This is a genomic window from Kolteria novifilia, assembly GCA_007748055.1.
Classification (GTDB): Bacteria; Planctomycetota; Planctomycetia; order Kolteriales; family Kolteriaceae; genus Kolteria; species Kolteria novifilia.
On the sequence record CP036279.1, the window covers coordinates 1698867 to 1718124 of the forward strand.

The 19258-nt window shown below is 62.7% G+C and carries 5 protein-coding genes; 4 read left to right on the plus strand and 1 reads right to left on the minus strand.

Annotation, left to right across the window (positions count from 1 at the left end; translation table 11 throughout):
* Positions 1-52: 52 nt before the first annotated feature.
* From Pan216_RS06290 to Pan216_RS06300, 3 genes are read left to right on the plus strand one after another with little or no spacing between them, the layout of a single operon-like run.
* Positions 53-658, plus strand: coding sequence for a DUF6931 family protein (locus Pan216_RS06290; RefSeq protein WP_145256352.1), 606 nt, complete (start codon positions 53-55; stop codon positions 656-658).
* Positions 659-699: 41 nt separating this feature from the next.
* Complete coding sequence (locus Pan216_RS06295) at positions 700-1371, plus strand: hypothetical protein (RefSeq protein WP_145256355.1); 672 nt, start codon at positions 700-702, stop codon at positions 1369-1371.
* A gap of 6 nt (positions 1372-1377) precedes the next feature.
* Positions 1378-3753 (plus strand): serine/threonine-protein kinase, encoded by a 2376-nt coding sequence (locus Pan216_RS06300; RefSeq protein ID WP_145256357.1) that lies wholly within the window; start codon positions 1378-1380, stop codon positions 3751-3753.
* A gap of 494 nt (positions 3754-4247) precedes the next feature.
* Here Pan216_RS06300 and Pan216_RS06305 read toward each other — a convergent pair whose 3' ends face one another.
* On the minus strand, positions 4248-4853 hold the full coding sequence (locus Pan216_RS06305; protein WP_419193326.1) for an RNA polymerase sigma factor: 606 nt from the start codon (positions 4851-4853) through the stop codon (positions 4248-4250).
* 541 nt (positions 4854-5394) lie between these two features.
* Between Pan216_RS06305 and Pan216_RS06310 the strand changes: the two genes are divergently transcribed.
* Positions 5395-19203 carry a hypothetical protein gene (locus Pan216_RS06310; RefSeq protein ID WP_145256363.1) on the plus strand — a complete coding sequence of 4603 codons (13809 nt, stop codon included), beginning with the start codon at positions 5395-5397 and terminating at the stop codon, positions 19201-19203.
* Positions 19204-19258 lie beyond the last annotated feature (55 nt).

A 19258-nucleotide genomic window follows, 5' to 3' on the forward strand; every position in this document is an offset into this window, starting at 1 on the left:
GGAATCCGGGTGCGGATGACGCCGCCGACCTAGCAAGCGCGGGAGGATCACCATGGACATCGTCTTCGAGTCCGCGAAGAAGGCGCCCACGGCCAGCGATGTCGTCAATAGCGTTGTCATCGCGCTGAGTCCCGTCGCCAAGGAACGGCTGCGAGCAGGGCAGCGTCGTGGCGAGTACCTGCAAACGCTCATCAACGAGAAGTTGTATCAGGACGCGATCACGTTCTTGGCGTTCGCGTTGCCGCGGCGGTGCGCGGTGTGGTGGGGTTGTCTCGTTCTTTCGGACTTGCTCGCTTCGGAGGCGCCCAGTGAAACCGAACTGAACGCGCTACAGGCGTCGATCGCGTGGGTGATCGAGCCGGAAGCCGAACGTGCTCGGGCCGCCAGTCGTTGGGGATCGCGATGCCCGTCGAAGAGCCCCTTCTGTTGGCTCGCCCGCGCTGCCGGCTACCTCGATTTGCCGCTGCCAGCGGCGATGGACCATCTTCCGCAGAACTTTCCGGCCCGAGGGGTCGCCACCTCGATCTCGGTCGCGCTCGCCTTGGATGCCTGCCGTGATGGCGAGGAGGACGAAGCGTCGCTCCGCGTCTTGGCGCTGGGGTGGGATGTTTCCCGAGGTAGGAGTGGGTGGCCGACGACGCCGGCTGGGGATGGATGATCGCGGACAGGAACAACGTACCCATCAAGGGAGGGGAATGAATGCTTCCCGATGCCGAGGTGGTCAAGCGGCAGCTCCTCCAGCTGCTCGCCATGAAGCCGAAAATGGCTCAAGTGATGGAACCGGCTCAGCACGCGCGGTTCTGCGAAGAGATCGACGCCAAAGTGGCGAAGGTCATTCGTGGATTCGGCGAGATCGACATGCCGGATCTACCTCGAGCGGGGCTCGAGAGCCCCGAGGTCCGGGCGATGGAACTCCCCGCCGACGCGAGTGGTTTCTTGGAGCAGTCGCGAAAGGCGGAGGAAGTCACGAAGGTTCGATCGTTCCTCGACGAGGTCGCCGCGATCGAGTTGCAACTTCCCCAAGGGCCGCCGACGCGCGATTGGACCCAGGCCTTCGTCGAGACGGAAGAAGTCGCCAAGGACGAACCCGAGCAAGAGGAGTTTCCCGATTGGGTTTACGCATCCCTTTCCGTGGGACTTCCGCCAGGGATGAGTCTCATGGAGAGCGACCGGCCCAAGGAACTCGACACCAGCGCGGAGAAGCCCGAGCCGACCGACGCCGCGCCGAGCGAGGAGACCGAGCGGAAGCGGCGCGATCAATTCCATAACTTTCAAAGCTGGGTCGCGAATTCCCTTTCCGGGGTTCCTGAACGCCCCGTGCGAGGGGAGGACTCCCAAGGGGGGCAATGGGATCGCTGGTTGCGAGGCTAGTGGCACTTGGCAACGAACGAGACGGACGAGACGGACGAGACGGACGATCAGGACCCGCGGGACGACCAAGAGTTCCTCTTCGGACTCGCCGTCCTCGGTCGTGGGCTGATTGACGCGGCCGAATTCAAACGCCACTTCGATGGTCGTCGTTCAGATCGCGAACCACTATCGCGTCAGCTCCTCGCCCAGGAACGTCTCGCCCCGGAAGATCTGGCTCAGTTCGAGCAAATGCTCGCCGACCGGCTCGAGGAAGCGGGTCGCAAGAAGATACAGGACATGATTCGGGTCGCGGCCGAGGAACTGGCGGGCGAGGTGGACGATTCGGGCGTACTGGAGATCGTCAGACGCCAAGCCCTATGGGATGACACCGTCTCGACACCCGATGCGTCTCCCAATCCCGGCGGTTCGAAGCCGGCTATTCCATCTCCTGTCACGTCGCCCCCCTTCATGGACGAGGTTCTTCACGCGGAAGGAGGACTCGGATCCGTCTTTCGCGCTCGCGAAACCGCGACCGGCCGCGTGGTCGCCATCAAACGCGTCCGAAGCGACCGGGCGGACAACCCGTTGCTCGTCCAACGGTTTCTCGCCGAAGGCAAGGTCACCGCGCGCCTGGAACATCCCAACATCGTCCCGGTCTACCAGGTCTCCGAGGGACATGGGCCGCCGTTCTATGTCATGCGATTCCTCAAGGGGGCGACGCTCCAGCAGACGATCGCCCGCGCTCACCCGAGCCATCGCAGTGACCAGGCGTGGCGCTCGGAACGAAAGCGGCTGGTTCGCCTCCTGGTGCGCATTGGGGAAGCCGTCGCGTATGCCCACTCGAAGAACGTGATTCATCGCGACCTCAAGCCGGCGAACATCGTGCTCGGCGAGTTTGGCGGCGTCTTTTTGCTCGACTGGGGACTTTCCAGATCCTCGGGAACGGCGGGCGACATGTCGGACTATGACTTTCAACCCGAGGAGCTTGACCTGACCCAACCGGGTCAGCGGATCGGCTCGCCTCTCTGGATGGCCCCCGAACAGGCCTCGGGCCAACCGGAGCTGATCGACGAGCGTACCGACATCTATGGACTTGGGGCGATCCTGTTTCACGTCCTCGCGGGAGTCGCGCCACACTCGCGGATGTCGTCGCGAAGACCGGACGAGTTTTATTCGGAGGTGGCGGCCGGGCCGACGCCGCGCGCGCGGGAGGTCGATGAATCGGTTCCGCTCGAGTTGGACGCCGTCTGCGCCAAGGCGATGGCGTCCGATCCCACGCGGCGCTACCAGAGCGCCGAGGAGCTGACGACAGACCTGAACCGTTGGCTCGCGGGCGAGCCGGTGTCGGTCTACCCTGAGCCCTTCGTCCGCAAGTTCGCGCGCCGCGCGGTCGCCAATCCGAAGCGGTCGATCGCCGCCGCCGGTATTTTGCTCGCGGTGGTCGTCGCGGCCTCGGTGGTGGTCACTTCGCTTTGGGCCAATCGTCGTTCGATGCTCGATCAGGCCATCGCGGCGATGCACGAGCAGACGCATGCCGCGCAAGTTCTCCTCAAAAACAACGTCGCGGCGATCGAGAAGGACGTCCGCTACCTCACCACGTTGCCCGGACTCCCTGCCGCCCTTGGTGGTGAAGAGAAGCTCTCGCGTGATTCGGCCGCCATCGTCGGCATCGGCAACTTCATCGGTCACTGGAAGGAGTACACCGCCGCGGCGATGATGTCGTCTCGAGATCCCTCGGCGATCGTGTTGGGCTTCGACGCCTCGGGGAACCTGACCGACGAGACGTCGGTGACGAAGCTCTTGCCCGGATTCGCCCGGTGGGCGGAGTTCGCGCGGAAAGTCGCCGGCGGAGAGTCGGGTCGCGTTTACTTTTCGCGCATCCTGTTCGATCGCGCGGATCGCCCCAACGAGTTCTACGCGGGGACTCCGATCGCGATCGACGACGAAACCAAGGGAGTCTTTCTCTTGAAGATCGAACTCGACAGACGCTTCTCCGACGTCTTCGGCACCGAGTTTCTGTACGAGTCGATCGCGATGACCAACGAGGAAGGAGAGATCGTCTTTCGCCACCGCGGCCCCTCGCGAACCATTGTCGAGGAGACGGAGCCGGAGGAAACGTTCAATCGCGCCAGGGAGTTTCTCAGTGGTCCCGCTCCGTCGACGGAACTGCTGACCTACGATGTCGGCGACGAGATCGTGATGGCGCGGAAACTGCCGCTGCGCGGCGATGGGGACGAGCCCTATTTCGGGATGATCATCACCGGCGACCGGACCGTGATTCTCCGCGATGCCACGTCGACGACAGTGATGCTCCTGGGCGTCACGATCGGTTCGGTCGTGTTGATCAGTTTGGTCGCGTTCGGTCTGGGAAGTGTCATCGTTCGGATGGCGGGACAGGAGTGACAGGCTGGGTCGCTTGACCGAACCTGGTTCCTCGGCCGACCGGAGATCGCGGCGAACCCGTCGCTTGGTTGTCGCCCCCGGCTTTCCAAGGGCGCTCGTCCTCGCTCGTGAGTTCCACGGACCTGTCGAACGACCCGACCGGCTCGTTCTCGCCTCGGCCCGCCTAGATCAATGGACCGCTAGGCTTCGTCTCAAAAGTTGATCGTCGGCCCGAGGCACAGCGAGTTGGTGGGGGACGAGGAGGTCGAAACAGGCGAATCCGTTGGATTCGTCGATGCAGACCGACAAAGTCCCGCGGCAACTTAGCCAGCCGAAGCCAGAGCCGATTTTTGAGACGGAGCCTAGTGTCCTGATTGGTGAATTCATTGACGAAAAGAGTCTTGGGTGCCAATGCCCACGCTGGCCGTGGGCATGCGGAAGACGCCTATGATTGGGCAATCTTCCGCACGATCCGAGGGCCGAGATTCAATGTGGCGAGCTTGTCGATCAGGACACTAGGTGGCGGCGCCCACCGCGACTTGCAAGTCGCCGCGCACTCGCTTGAGCACCCGCGTAAATTGCTTCCGGAGCGCTTCGTGCGATCCCCCTAGACGGTCGGCAATCTCCGACCACGAATGTCCTTCGGTTCGCATGGTGATCAGCTCGTGCTCTCTGGGCGAGAGCGTTCGCTTGACGCGCCCCATCAGTTCGGTGGTCACCACTTCCTCCGAAGGGGACCGATGGGTGATGATCCGTTCGCTCGCGACGTTGTTCTCGTCGTGAAGGGAGATGGTCCGGCGATAGTCGCGCCGATCGCGCCGATGGGAGCGGACTTCCGACGCGACTCGATTGCGCGTCATGCCAATCAGGTAGCGGACCAGCTTCTCCGAGTCGTCAAACTCCTTCTCGCCAGCGACGAGTCGCTGGAAAAAACTCTGAAAGACCGACTGAACGATGTCGCTCGGATCGACCAGACGCAATAGGTGCCGGTCGACCAAGCGCACGCGAATGGCTCGACGAATGAGCGGTTCGTAGCGGCGGACCAACTCGTAGGCGGCGTGTTCGTCCCCTTGACGAGCCCGCTCGAGAATCTCGGCAACGGTTGAGGTTGTGGCTACCAAACTGTCGTGCTCCAAAAAGGGCCATTGCGATGTCGAGGGACAACGACCTTTGCTGGGCTGGGTGGGGATCCAACGGCTATGCCGTCGGGTTGACGGAGTCGTCTCAAGCGGCGACCCGTTGACCGGTAAATGAGTCACGTACGCCATCAACAAACTAACCATGGTTGGAGGGCATACAACAGCGCTGTTCGATTTTGAACGATTCTTTATTTAGTCGCCTACAACGCCCTTCTCGCCGCTCTCTCCCTACTCCTTTTCGATCCATGACTTAGCGTCACCACCCTCCAGGTTGGGCAATCGATTGTGATCACTTCGTGAAGGTCTGACGTTTTCGGTCCGATCGCTCCGAACTTGTGTCCGTTTCGTCACTGGACGGCGAGAGGTGGATCGAGGGAACACATTCCGTGCGCGATGCGCCTCGCTCGGAGAGAACTGGGAGAGGCTGGCGTCGAAGGTACGTACCAACCGCGCGTCTTGAGTCACTTGATGTTGACGCTGAGCCACAAGGTTCACTCTATCGACTTAAGCCTGGGAGAAGACCATGATCCTGCCCTTTTGTATCCTGCCCGCCATTGAGAAGGTTCGTCGTTGGACCAACCGCTCCAAGCGTGATCTCCTTCTCGAGGCCCTCGAGGATCGTTGGACGCCGGCCGTCACCGGTCAGTTGCAGTCCGTCGCGCTCGCGGACGTGACCGCCGCCCAAGCCGACCAGGAAGCGGAGTTCACCGTTTCCGTGCGATACACGAGCGACGCGGCTCCGATCGACGGGGACACGATTGATGACGCCGACATTGCCGTCCGAAGTCTCTCCGGCGTCGACATTTCGGGCGCCACGATCTCGGTCGGACAGCCCGACAACTCCGACCCCCAAAGTGTTGTCGCGACCTACACCGTGGATCTTGACGGCACCCAGGGGGCGGGAGCGTGGCAGCAGTTCCAGGGTGAATTCGCCATCGACTTGAATGGGGGAACTGTTCAAGACAACGATGGCGTGTCGAACGGCGAACAGATCGCCATCGACTCCTTCCGCGTCGACACCGAAGCGCCGGGGATTGTCGGGGTACAAACGTTTGTCGATCTGGCCGGCAATGTGCACTTTCTCGTCGACTATGACGAACCCGCCACCATCGCGGGGGCGCCCGAGAGCGTCTTCGTCGTCCGCGACGCTCAAGGCGAAGACATTCCCTTCACCTTCCATGCGGCGAGCGAGACGGCCGACGTCATTTCGGTGCCCGACGTGGCTTCCTCACCAGCTTCCAACGCGTTCCACTTGTACCTTCTCAACGGATCGCTTCTCCAGGACGGCGTCGGCAATCCGACGAGCGTGCCCGACCCGGCGGAATTGGCGACGGTTGAGTCCCCCCGAGTTGGTACCGAGCAAGTCGTCGCGGTCGTCGACGGTCGCTTGGAAGACATCAACGCCACCCGTGGAGTCGAAAACCAGTTCCAACAGAGCGTGCTGTACTACTCCCCGGCCGGGTTCGTTGAGGGTGGGGTCGATCGTCCCGAAGCCGCGATCCTCGTCACCCCGGACGGGACCAAAGTGGCCGCCGGCGGCGCGTCCCCGGAGATCCTGTCACCGAACCTTGCCCGCGTGGTCTATTCCTTCCCCTTCGGTGACACCGACACGTGGGCCGATCAACTCCAGGGTGTCTACACCCTTCGGATCGACGGCGGCTTTGTCCAAGACCGTGCGGGAGCGATCATGCGCCCGCAGGAACTCGGGCAGTTCGCGGTCGACACCGTCGCCCCGACACTCCGGGCCGAAGCGTTCTACGAGCCCGTTGTGGGACAGCTCAGCTTTCACGTCCATGCCGACGGGGACCCCGAGCTTGACCTGAACGTCCTGGGGAACTTCTCCCTCGGAGAGCTCCCCTTCTCGACCGAACCTCTAGAGGGAGGAGGGGTCCGGATCACTCTCAACGATCCGCTCCTCCCGACGACGGACACGACGGTGCCGCTTCGGTACACCCCGGGCGATGACGGCTTAGCCGATCGACTTGGTAATCCCGTGACCAATGAGGCCGACTCGACCCTCGCGACGTTCTCATTCTTGGCGAATCAGCCGGCGATCTATCTTGACGCCCCCATCGATGCGCTGACCAACGACGATCCGTTCTCCGTCACGATTCACCTGGAGAGTGGAGATCAAACGCCGATCGATGTCGATTCGATCACCGAATCGGATCTTGTCGCCCGCCGCGTTGATGATGGGACACTGGTCGACGCGGGCATCACCGTGGCGAAACCGTCCGACGATGCCGCCTCGATAACGGTTGCGTTCAACATCGCCCCGAGTATCGCGGGGATGGCCGACGGTGACTACGAGATCGTGCTCGTTCAAGATGCGTTCACGATCGGTGGAGAAACATCTTTCCCCATCGCGGAGATGGTGCTTGGTCAGTTCACACTCGATCGAACCGCTCCCGTGGTCGAGGACATGGAGGTCTTCTACGACGCCAACCAAGGTCGCGTCGTCGCCGACGTGACGTTCAGCAAGGACGTGGTCGACGTGGTTGGGGAGCAGTTCATTCTCGAGTCGACCACGACTGACGGTGGACAAGGTGGGGGCGATCTGGGGCTTCCTCCCATGCTGGCCACGATCGAAGCCCTTGGTGAGAGGGACGACCCCGATCTCAACGGCATTCCCGGCTCGCGCCGGGTCCGGGTGATGTGGATCGTCGAGCAGACCGACGAAGACCAACCGTTCGACGTGCGGTTCACGCCGCCGGAGGAAGGCGTCACCATTCGAGACAACGCGGGCAACGTTCTCCTGGGCGAAGAAGAGATTCGACCGGTCGTCGTCCCCGCGGTGAGCGAGGCCGACACGACGCCACCGCGGGTTGTCGCCTTCGAGGGAACCTCCCCGGAGCAAGTTCCTTTCACGCCCGATGGACAATCGCCTCGGTTGATCGAGTTCCGGATCTCGTTCGACGAGCCGATCAACCCCGATTCGATTGGCGTGGAGGATTTCGCCCCGACACCTCCGGAGGCGATCGTTTTCAGTGTCGATCCGCTCGCGAACACGTCTGGATCCTACGAGTTCATCATCCTGGTCGACGTTGACGCCGTTGGGTCGGGCGACGCCGTCGCTCTCGTGCCCAGCTTCTCGCAAGACATCGTCGACTTCTACGGCAACAGCGCGGTGTTTCCTCCGGAACCCGCTGTAGTGATCGTCGGCGCTGATACCGATGCTCCCAAGTTGACGCGTTTCGACGCGGCCCTCTTCGACGGCACGGAGTTTGGTGTCCCGGGCGATCTCGTCCTCGCGACCATTTCCTTCAATCGGGACGTGGTGAACTTCGATGCCGACGACCTCTCGGTGACCATCGACGGTGTCGCGTACTCCCATCCCTTCTTGCCCGTCGAGGTTTCTCCGGCGGATGGCGATTCGGCGGTTGGCGACAACGCCTTTCTCGTTGTGATCTTCTTGGAAAGCGACCTCCAAGGCGAACTCTCGATCGCGTTTGATATTGACAACAATGTGGCATCGACCTTGGTGCCGCCCGCGGCACTCGATCTCGATGCAGGTGTTTCCTCTAGCGTGAGTCTCACCCTCGAGGCGCCGCTACCGGAGCTTCCCATCACTGCCGAGATCGTTGACGCTCCCGAGGTGATCGACGCCTCGATGAGCGATTCGACGACGTTCGCCTTCTCGGTGCGTTACTCCGCCGCCGCTGGTCTCAACGCCACCGAGATTGACGGCACGGAGCTAGAACTGATTGGGCCCGATGGCCAGAGCGTGGGGGGAACGATCACCAACTCGTCTACAGACGGCGGGCCGACTGAGATAGAGATGGCCTATGACTTCACGCTCCCATCGGGGGAATCCTTCTCCGGCTTGGAGCAAGGCCTCTACCAGCTCCGCCTCAAGGCGGGAAGTGTCGCGGATCTCGAGGGGACGCTCAACGATTCGGCGCTACTGCACCGCATCTACCTCGATGTGGTTCCGCCCTCGATCGAAGCCTACCCGATTTACGACGCCGCCAACTCGACGGTCACGTTACACATCCTGACGCACGCGGAGCAGAGCCTCGACCTCGTCACGCTCCAGGAGGAAGTCGGCCTCTTCCAAATCCTGGTTAACGGTAACGACGTCACCGCCTCGGCAGCGGTCAACCAGACGCCGACCGGGCTCACGCTCTCGGGTATCGCTGTACCCGCTCTTAGCCGTCTTGAACTTAGAGCCAGCAGTGCCCTTGCGTCCCTTGAGGATCTCGCGGGGAATCCGACGAGCATCTCCGAGTCGACGACCCTTGCCGTCTTTGATAGCGGTTCTCCGGAACTCCTAGAGCCACTCGCGTTCGTCCTCGACGACCCCACGAACGCCAATCGACTCCCAGATGTCATTACGAATTCATCCGCCTATGAACTCCATCTCGGAGTGGCCGAACCGCCAGGTGCCCTATTTGATCCGGGTGATTTCGAGATTCGCGATGCCCAGGGCAATGTCGTCGCGAATGCATTCGATGTCATGGATTCTGCCTCTGTCAACGGTTTCACCACGAAGAGGGTTCAGCTCCCCACGGACACACTCAGTGACGGGGAGTACGATGTCGTGCTGCTCGAGGGTAGTGCGACTTCTGGCGATGGCCTTGTCCTGTTTCCAGAGACCGATCAGGTCCTACGTCACTTCCGAGTCGATCGGACCGCGCCCCAGGCGGTGGACGTTCAGACCTTCTACGACGCTCCCAACGACGAAGTGATCGTCGACGTTTACTTCAATGAGGAGGTCGACGGGCTCTATGCGGACGACCTGCAGGTGACTCGGAGCGACGGTTCTTCCGACGTGGCGGAAGTCGAGTTGGCGGAAGCCTTCGCGGCGCTCGATTCCGATGGCTCCGGCAAGCGGGGAGCCAAGCGATGGACGTACAAGTTCCGAGCCGACCGTGCGGACCTGGATCAAGACGTCACGTATACCGTCGTCTACGACGCGCTGTTCGCGCTGTCGCATGTCAATGACACCGCGGGCACGGACCTCGACGGCTCGTCGTCACCGTCGTCCGAGATCACCGTGGCCGCGATCGAAGCGGATGTCGCCCCCCCCACGATCGAGTCGTTTGGCCCAATCCTTCCCCGCCAGTCGGTCGACTCGGGACTCGCCCTGATCAACTTCTCGGTCCCGGTCAGCGGCGTGGAGGTCGACGACTTCTCCATCGGGGGAACCGACGCGGTTCGCGTCTTCAGCGTTGTCCCATTCAATGCCAAGGGTGACTCCCCCTCTTCAACCGCGAGTGCCGGCTACTTGGTCCGACTGGCCGCGGACTCCTCCTACGGCGGCGAAACTTTCGAGTTGATCTTCAACGACGTCGACGGCGACATTGTCGATGAACGGGATATCGCCCTGGTCGTCGCCGAAGCCACGACCGTCGTCACGCTCATCCCCGAGGACATGCCCCCGGAGATCCTCCTCCTCACGGCGAATCTCGAATCGAACGTTGAGAACGGAACGACCGAGGAGTACGTCAGTATCGGGGTCGCCTTCTCCGAGCCCGTCACGTTCGACACGAGTGATCTGACGATCTACTTCGACGGTGTCGTGGTCCCGGTGGGCATCGATCCAAGCATCGAACAGGCCATGAGCGCCGGCCTCATCGACAACGTCTACCAGGTCACGGTTCCGTTGCCGAGTAGTGTCTCCCGTCCAAACCGGGTCGAGGTGGCCTTCGAGGCGGCGGGGATCACGGACGTCGACAACCAGCCGCTCCCCGAATCCAAGACGATTGCTCTGCACCTCGCGGGGCCGACCATTGTTCGCGAGAGCGCAATTTCGTTCGCGCGGACAAGCTTCGACGAAACGACGCGAGAGCTGACCTTCACCATTCCCGCGGAAGGTAGTGGCCTGACCATCAACAGCGGCGCTTTCGAGATCCGCATGCCCGATGGACAGCTTCTCCCCCCGGAGTCCTTCTCGGCCGTTTTCGCCGAGGGTGATGCTGGACAGATCGGGGACGCGGAGATCATTGTCCGGACGACGGTTCCGATCGGCATTCGGGGGCCGGTGACCCTGACGCTCTCCAATCTCTTGGCGATTACCAATCCGATGGGCCTCACTCTCTCAGGGGTGCTTCCCGAGACGGAAATGGGGATGCACTTCGTCGACACCATCATCGGCGAGGCCCCGACTCTTGAGTCGATCGACACCACCTTTTCCGCGACGGGAGCCACGACGGGGCAGATCTCGGCGACTTTCACCTTCAGCGAACAGGTCGTTGGTTTCGACCTGAACGACTTCACCGTCGCCTTTCCAGCGGATGTTAACGTCTCCAATGTGAACCTCTCCCCAGTAGCGGGATCGTCCAGCACGTTCACCTACACGGCCGACGTGACGCTTCCGGCCGAGAGCGAACTGGTGCTACCAATCTTCCTTGCCGGCGATCTGGAAGTCACGGATGGCGAGGGCAACGTCTTCGTGCCCACGCCGGAAGATGTCGGGTTCTTCGCGATTAACAACCGAACGCCGGTCTTGGAGTTCTTCGGGCCCTCGACCAGTGAGCAGACGGGCCCGATCGTCACGGCGATCATGGTCTTTGACCAACCGGTGGAAGGACTGGAAGGTAGAATCGAGTTCTTCGTTCCCAGTGACGATCGCGTCTCGGTCGTCGGGGTCGATGCGGCCAATCCGATCGCCTTCCGAGTGGGCCAGGCCTACCTGGTGACCCTCGATCTGGCGAATGTTCCCGTTGCCCAACGGGAGAGCTTCTCCCTACGATTCGAACCGAACGACGGTGCCATCACCTCCGACCCGGGGATCGCGTTGCCCAACGGTTTTACGCAAGAGACGACGATTCGCGTCGCGCCGAACGCCGCCGCGAGGCTGACCGCGGTCGTCGCGACCATTGGCGAACGCGAGATCGAGGACGAGCCGCAAGCGATACAATCGTTCGCCTTCGTGCCCGTGGCGTCGACGACCGCCGAGGAGACTGAGAGCGTCGCTCGATTCATCGTCGAGTTCAACACGCTAGTTTCCTTCCCGTCCACCAATGCGATGATCGAAGTCGTCGTCGATGGAACAACGGTGGCCATTCCCGCCGGGGACGTGGAGATCACGACCGCGAGTGGAACCCCGACGGCGTCAGGCGTCTTCGCCTCAACGTGGGTAGTCGATGTCCTCCTCCCCGAGGGCTTCAGCGATGGCGACAGCGTGAACCTCGCGTTTAGCGGTTCGTTCATGACGGCCGACGGAGTCACGGTCGCCGGTCTCCCCGATCCCACGCGTTTGGTCTCAGGCAATCCCACGCTCGCCGGTCCCGTCTCCGCGGAACTGGTCGATGTCGAGGGGTACGGTGACCTCGAAGCGGTCTACGTTGTCGAGTTTGATCGGCCCGTTCTCGTGGGATCGGGCGCCTTTGGCGTTAGGTTCGGCGATACCGGAGCCATCCTCCCCGCGACTGCCGAGCTCGATCCCGTCATCGCTGACGGCACCCGCTGGCGGATTCGCCGTTCCACTGCGGGTCAGCCCGATGGCCCGGTCACGCTGGTCCTCACCAACCCGACTCTCATTGCGGACATTGGAGACAATGCCCAGACGCTCACCGGCGTCTCGCCGAACCTCGAACTCGCCAGTTTGATGCTCAACGTCGGGTCGGCTCCCCAACTCACTCAGAGCTCGAGCACCTATGATCCGGCGACCGGCGAACTCTCCTTCACGGCCCTGTTCAACGAGGAAGTCGAGATCACGGATCCCGCCGCGTTCTCCCTCGTCGTCCATAACTCATCGGATGTCGAGCTCCAATCGTCGACACCGAATGCGGGAGACTTCACGCCCTCGATTGGGACAGCGTCGAACGAGGTCACGATCACTTGGACCGTTCCAGGGAATCTGCGGGACGCGACGAACTACGTCGCGCTCCAGCTCGACGACGTGACCGCGGTCGTCGCCACCGACAGCCAGACACCCATTGGGGAACCGGGTGATCCCGCGATCGTCCTGGGACAGCGCACGCTCATCGCCGCGCCGACGTTCGATACCGCGACCTCCTCGTTCGATCCAGCGACGCAAACAGTCAGCTTCGACGTTACCTTCGATACCGACGTGACGATTCTGGACGCGAATGTCTTCACCATCAGGGTCCGAAGTGCCGGTGGCGCCGCTGAAGATCTGACCAACGTCAACCTGACCCCCGGGGTGGGGAACGGGAGCCAGACGTGGACCGTTAGCGGAACCGTGTCCAACACACCCAATGGGCAGTCGCTCTTCGGGCAGACCGCCAACTTGCTGATCGCCGATGCGTCGGGGATCACCGCCGCGGCCGTTCCGTTGGATCCGACGAACCTGGTCAATCCGGTCGCGTCGCAGACACTGGCCCAAGCTCCGACGATCACCAACACGTCCAGTACCTACGATCCGGTGACGGGTGAAATCACCTACACCGTCGTGTTCGACACCGCCGTCGTGATCACGGACGCCGCCGCTCTCGCGATCGAGGTCGTCGGAGCTGATGGAACGACGGTCGTGAACGATGACCCGTTGAACGACGCCGACTATGGTACCCCGATCGGCAACCTGTCGACGACATGGACGATCACCAAGACGTTGACTCCCGCGGACCTGGCGGCGGCGCAAGCGGCCGCCACGGCGGGGAGTCCGTTCCAAGGTCGACTGAATCTCGAACAAGCCGACCAGGTCATCGCCGATGTCGCCAACGGCGCGGGCATTCCGATCAGCGCGACCACGGGGAACCCGATCGCCACGAAGTCGCTCGATGGAGCTCCAACGATCGACTTGGTGGAAAGCGATTTCTCCGCATCGCCCGAACCAGCGACCGTCAGCTTCACCGTGACCTTCAACGAACCGGTCGAGCTTCCCGCGGCCGCCGTGGTGATTCGCGGTCCGGATGGGAACCCGTTGGACGGCCTTTCCGTAACGAACACGAATCAGCCCCAAACGCAACGCGCGACCGTCTGGACGATCTCCGCGACGGTTCCCGCCGGTGAGGAGGGAGATGTCGATCTCGTCCTCGTCGATCCGAGTCTGGTGGTGAACGCTAGCAGTCTCGCGCTCGATCACGCCATGGGCGACCTTGGAACGCAGTCGGTCGATACCGTCGCGCCAGTCATCGAAGAGATCAACCCGGTGCAGGTCAGTGGCGAAGAGGCGCGGTTCACGATCATCTTCAGCGAGGCTGTGTCAGGCTTCGGCGAGGACGACTTCACGGTGGAGTTCGATGGGACGCCGGTCGACGCAACCTCCATTTCCGTCCTCGAGGCGGCCGGCAGCACCAACCAAACTTGGACGGTCGTGGTGGATCTTGTCCAAGGGGCTGCCGGGACACTGAACCTGTCCATCGTTGAAACGAGTGCCGAGGCGACGATCGTCGATCAAGTCTCCAATCCGTACAGCTACGGCGGGACCTTCCCCGTCGGCGAGTCAATCGCCATCAACGACGAGACGCCCCCGGAGTTGGTCGCGTCCCAGGGTGTCTTTGTTCACGATCCCGCCACCGGGACGGGAACGGTCACCTACACGCTCAACTTCTCGAAGGTCGTCACGGGCCTCACGCCCGACATGTTCCAGGTCGAATTGCCGGACGGGTCGATCGTCGCCAACGCGACGGTCCTGCCGGTCGGCGACGTCGGCGGAGCCGAGCCAGCCTCGGGCACGTGGGAGCTGACCGTCCCGATTCCGACCGGTCAAGAGGGGCCGGTGGTCGCGGAGCTGCTCCAGAGCGAAGCGGACGGGATCGTCGACCTCAATGGGATCGCGTTCGTCGCTCCCACCAGCGACATCACGTTGCAGACCGTCAACGTGGACACGGCCAACAACAATCCGGTCTCGGCCAATGTCGCGTTGGCCGACCCGCAAGTCACCAACCAATCGAGCGTGACGTTCTGGGTCACCTTCGCGCAGCAGATGGAGTTCGGCCAATACCCGCCGACGGTCGGCGACTTCGCATTGACCCTCATGGTCGATGGGCAGTCGGTGCCGGTGGCAGGGGCCGCGATCCAACAGGTCGCGGTCGACCCCAACAACCCGCTGCTAGTCTCCGTGGTCGTCGATGTGGATGGTGTTCCCGAGGGACGGCTCGGATTGATCCCGAGTCCCACCACCGAGCTACGGGATGTCCAGGGCAACCGCTGGACGACGATCGGGCAATCGCTCGATTACGTGATCGACCACGTCGCTCCCGCCGTCACGTCAATCACGAGGGCTCCGCATCCCGTTACCGGAGTGCCCGTTCCGAGTGAGACGGCCCGCACGCAGCTCGAGTTCATCGTGAGCTTCGACCAAGCGGTCTTCGGACACGAAGTCGATCCGAACACGGGCGATCTTGCCGAGGTGCCGCTCGCTCCCACGGACTTTGGACTGACCGGGTCGGCCGCGGCTCATGCCAACTCCCGCATCGAGTCGGTGAGTCGAATCGCGGGGACGGATCAGTACCGCGTGCTCGTCCACGCCGGTGGTGATGGGACACTGGGGCTCGAAGTTGTCGGCGACATCTTTGACGCGGCGGGCAACGCCTTCGAAGGAAGCGTCGGCTCGGTCGCGATCTACGAGATCGACACCGTCGCCCCGGCGGTCCTCATTGCTCCGGAGCCCAGCATCGCCGCGACCAACGCCGACGAGTTGACCTTCCACGTCACGTTCACGCAGCCGGTCGTCAACGTCGACGCCAACGACTTCGCGTTGAACTTGGTGGGCGACATTTCCGCGGCCTCCATCGAGGTTTTCGCGGACCCCGTCGGGACGGCTGGAGTGAACTGGATCGTCACCGTCAGCGGTATCGCCGCCGCGGACGGAACGGGCGCGGCCGATGGGATTCTCGAGGTGGTGCCGAGCATCGCCAACGACATCGTCAACGAACTCGATGTGGCGCTCGACATCAACTCGCCGCCGTCGCAAACCACGACGATCGTTGTCGATCAGGTGGCACCGCTCTACAGCGTGACGCGGATGGATCCGAGCGGCGAGCTGACTGACGAGTCGCGACTGACGTTCGCGGTTCGGTTCACGAAGCCTCTGTCGAGCACGCTGACGCTATCGGACTTCGACGTGAGGGAGGATCTGCTCGGCGTCTTCGCGGATGGGATTGTTGAAGAAGTGGTCGGTGTTCCCGACGTTCCCGGCGGGGAGGTGCTGACCTACCACGTGACCGTTCAAGCCCTGGATCAAGGGGTCGTCGAGCTGCTCGTCAGCGACGAGTTGGCCGACCGGTTCGGAAACGAACTCGGTGGCTTGACCGCGAATCAGGTCTTCATCGTCAACCGAACCGCTCCCGTGGTCTCGATCGAGCCGCTCGGACCCGAACTGATCTCCCCCGCGTTGACTCCGACGCCGGGCACGGTGATCTTTCAGCTCAACTTCGACCAAGAGATCGGGGATATCATTCCGGAGGACTTCGCGAGCAACTTCCTACTCGACGCCAACGGCGTGGGCGGAACGATCGGGCAGGCGACGAGGATCTCGGCGACGCAGTGGATCCTCGCGGTCGACAATGTTACCGGCAATGGCCGGCTCGGCTTGGCGATCAACCTAATGGCCGCCACCCCGATCGTGGACTTGGCAGGAAATCGACTCGCTTTCCAGCCGGCGGCGTCTGGCGAGTTCACCGTCGATTCGGCGGCTCCCGAGTTGGAGAGCCTCTTCTCGATCTATCCCTTCGACAACCCGAGCAACTCGAGCCTCGCGGTTTTCACCGCGGTCTTCGACGAGCCGGTGGAAGGGGTCGATCGAAGCTCGTTCGAACTCGTCTTGGAGTCGCTGCTCGGCTCTAGTCAGCCGCTCTCGGGTCAGTTGCTCTCCGTGGTCCAACTTCCGGCGGACGCCGACTTCGAACTCGACGACCTCGGGCTCGACTTGCCCTTCGACCAGGATGACCTCGACTTCGATCTGGCGGCTCTTTCGGTAGACGGTCACGCCTACCTCATCGTCGTCGGGGGAATCGCCGGCAACGGGGAGTTGAGCGTCCGGATCGATCCGAACGCGGTGATCCACGACGAAGCGGGCAATCCGCTCGACGCGGCTCAGGCGCAACCGTCGACGCCGATCGTGGTGGACAACCAACTCGTCGATCTCGTCGGCGTTCCCTTTGTCAATGGTCAACAGATGGGCGACCTTCCCACCAATGCCGGGACGGTTGTCGTTCAGCTATCGACCGAGCGGCAACCGCTGGAGAACGTCGATCTAGACGACTTCGTCATCCTGAGCAATGGCGTGACTTACGACGAGGCCGTCCTCTCGGGAGCCGGCCAGAACTACTCGCTGACGATTACGGGACTGGAGGGCAAGGGAAGCGTCACCATCGTCTTGGCCGGCGACGCGGACATCGCGACCCCGTCGGGTAACGGGGTGATCCTCACCAACGAGCTTGGTTTCTCGCAAGTCGGATTCGAGGTCGACACGATCGCGCCGACGGTGACGATCCTGCCCGACGGTCCCGCGTTGACGAACGCCAACATCATCACCTTTACGGTCGCCTTCCAAGAGCTCGGACTACCGGCGGACGTGGAGGTCTTGACCGCCGAGGCCCTTCAGGTCCTCACCACGGGATCGTTGCGAGGCAGCGTGCTCTCGGTCACTCCGATCGGCGCGGGACTCTTCAACGTGCAAGTGTCGGCCGGCGACAACCAAGTGGGAGAGATGCGACTGCAGATCCTGCCCAACGCGGTCCGCGACGCGGTCGGCAACGTCGCTGTCCCTGGAAGTCCGAGCAATCCGGTGGAGGTCGACACGACCGGCTTGGTGGCGAGCTTCGCCGTGGGAATTCAAACGCCGTCGCTGACCAACGCCGCGACGATCGCCTTCGAGGTGACCTTCAACGACAGCGTGGGGCAGGTGCTCAATGTCGACGCCAACGACTTCCTGCTCTTCGGGGATGGGGCCGAAGGTGCCGACATCGCTGAAGTAACAGTGTCGGGACCGAACTCCTACACGATCGTCGTCATGATTCCCGAGGGAGCCATTGGCGCCGTCCAGATAACGATGAACGGCGACAACAACATCCAGGACGTTGCCGGCAACGAGCTTCAGCCCACCACCCCATCGCCGGCGGTTCGCGTCGATCGACGACCGCTGGTGATTCAGAACGTCATTCCGACGGGCATCCTGACGGAGAATTCCGCGTACGCCGACATCGCGTTCGAAGTGAGATTCGATCGCCAGGTGGTGGACGTGACGGCAGCGAGCTTCACGATCACGGGAGGAGGCAGCGAGATCCTGGGCGTTTCCACCCCCGATGGTGGCCGAACCTTCGAAGTCGACATTCGGGTCTTCCAGTCGGGTGAGTTCGGCATCGAGGTGTCAAGCGATGTCGTCGACGCGTTCGGCAATCGGGCGACGAGTGCTCCGTTGAACTCGGAGTTGGTGGAGATCGCCCTGCCGACACCTCCGCCGACGCCGGTGTCGCCTCCTCCGGTGGTTCCCCCGGTAGTTCCTCCGGTCTCGCCGCCCGTCAATCCGCCCACGGTGGTGACCCAGGAGGGGGTCGGGCTTCTCCAGCGAGGGGTCGGCAAGCTGACGACAGCCTTCCAGTCGCCGCCCGACGATTTCTCCACCAGCCCGGTGGCCCTGATCGAGTTCCGACCGATCGACGCCGGGATCACCGAGGTCGCGGAGTTCGACGAGATCGTTTTCGCCGACTTCACGGGCGATGGCAAGACCAATGCCGCCGGTACCTTTATCAACGCCGACGGCATCATGGTGTGGATTGTCAACACCAGCGACGTGACCGCCTTCAACGCCACGCAGAACCGCGCCGCGGCCCTCTTCGGCATCGCGGGGGACAAGCCGATGGCCGAGGACATCGACGGCAACGGGATCGCCCAGTTCATCGTCTACCGCGGAGCGTACGCGTCCTTTTCCTTCGATCTGAACGAAAACGCCGCGTGGGACGGGATGGAGACCGATACCTCGGTGACCTATGGCTTGACCATCGACCAGGCCCGCGACCTGGGGCAGGCGAGACCTGATACCCCGGTCGTCGGTCGCTTCATGCCCGGCGTCGCCTACGCCCAGATCGGCGTCATGCGACTCGTCGGTGACATGAACCGCTTCATTGTCAACGCGTCGGACGTTCGGGACTTCAGTTGGGACGCGTACTACCGTCGCGACGAGGCGATCTGGGATTTCTTCAACGAAGGAGGCGGCACGGCGCTTCCGGTCGTCGGTGACTTCAATGGCGATGGCGTCGACGAAGCCGGCGTTCATCACGAGGTCACCAACCAGTTCGTGCTCAACCGGGATGCGACCTCGATCAATCGGCTGCGCCTGTCGGTCGATGCTCCGAGTGGAGAGGTGTTGGCCGCTGTCGCCGGCCACTGGGTCGATGAGAGCGTCGCCGAAGCGGCCGTGTTGCCGAGCAACGTCGGTCTACTCGATAGCCTGTTCGCCGAGGACGAGGACCTCCTCTAGTCGCGAAACGTCCGTGAGGGGAGCATCGTCACGCGAACGCGGAGGGCGAGCAGGT

Excerpts from the sequence above, each read along its gene's own strand:
- Pan216_RS06290 (WP_145256352.1), top strand. The coding sequence starts at position 53 with ATGGACATCGTCTTCGAGTCCGCGAAGAAGGCGCCCACGGCCAGCGAT.
- Pan216_RS06295 (WP_145256355.1), top strand. The coding sequence starts at position 700 with ATGCTTCCCGATGCCGAGGTGGTCAAGCGGCAGCTCCTCCAGCTGCTC.
- Pan216_RS06310 (WP_145256363.1), top strand. The coding sequence starts at position 5,395 with ATGATCCTGCCCTTTTGTATCCTGCCCGCCATTGAGAAGGTTCGTCGT.